The organism is Rhodococcus sp. T2V (assembly GCF_029269925.1).
Taxonomy (GTDB): domain Bacteria; phylum Actinomycetota; class Actinomycetes; order Mycobacteriales; family Mycobacteriaceae; genus Rhodococcus_F; species Rhodococcus_F koreensis.
Window position 1 is genome coordinate 1 of record NZ_JARJBD010000297.1, and the last position, 1,196, is coordinate 1,196.

Annotated in this window: 1 protein-coding gene; it reads right to left on the reverse strand. The window is 65.5% G+C overall.

The features are described from left to right. Positions 1-1,196 (reverse strand): AMP-binding protein (locus tag P3H15_RS53985; RefSeq protein WP_276144821.1); only part of this gene is annotated, 1,196 nt, incomplete at both ends.

Consider the following 1,196-nt stretch of genomic DNA (forward strand, 5'->3'; position numbering starts at 1 on the left):
CTCCCCCACCACACCCACCGGAACCGGCCCAAGCCCCGCACCCAACACGAACACCCGCATACCGCCCACTGGTTCGCCAATCGGCACACTTACACGATCACGACCACCCTCGGATTCAGGTAGCGAGTACATCGCGGCGAAGACCGTCGTCTCCGTCGGACCGTACCCGTTGAGCGTCCTCACCTGTGGGTGGAGGGAATCCTCGCCCAGATTCCAGCCCTGCAGCCTGGCGAGATCCAGCACCTCACCGCCGAGCACTACCGTCCTCAGCACCGAACCGGCCCCCACTGCAGGATCCTCCCGCTCGACCTCCTCGAAACCGTAGAACGCCGACGGCGTCTGGCCGAGAACAGTGACCTTGTCCCTGATCAGCAACTCCCACAACCGGTTCGGCGATGCCGCCACATCCCACGGCGCCACCACCACGCGGCCCCCGTGTACCAACGCACCCCACAACTCCCACACAGAGAAGTCGAACGCCTCCGAGTGGCACCACACCGACACATCCGTATCGTCCGACCCCACGCGGTCGGCGGTGGCGGCCAACAACGACACCACACTTCGGTGGCTCACGGTGACGCCCTTCGGAATACCTGTCGACCCCGAGGTATACATCACATACGCCACGTGACCGGGATTCAACGGGCTGATCCGATCGCTGTCGACGGGATCGCGATCGGCGTGACCCCCGACTTCGGCTGCAGTGTCGAGGTCCAGATCTGCATCGAGTAGCACCTGCCGTATGTCATGGTCGGGCAGCGTGGCCACGGTGGCAGTGTCGGACAGGATCAGCCGCGGGGCTGCGTCGGCGAGAATCGTCCCGGCGCGAGCACCGGCATAGTTCGGGTCTATGGGAAGGTAGCCGCCGCCGGCCTTGAGCACCGCCAACAACGCGACGACCAACTCGACCGAGCGCTCCAGCGCCACGGCCACCAAGGTTTCCGGGCCGACCCCGGCGCTGATCAGGAAGTGCGCCAGCCGGTTCGCCCGTGTGTTGATTTCTCGATAAGTCCAGCTCCGGTCGGAGAAGGTCACCGCGGCGGCGCCGGGTGTCGCCGCCACTTGCCGCTCAAACAGTTCCACGACAGTGGTCTCCGCGAAGGGCGCTGCGGTGTCGTTCCAGCTCTCCAGTACGAGTGTGCGTTCGTGCTGATCCAGGATCTCGTAGCCCTCGATCCGCGCCTGCGGATCCGCGA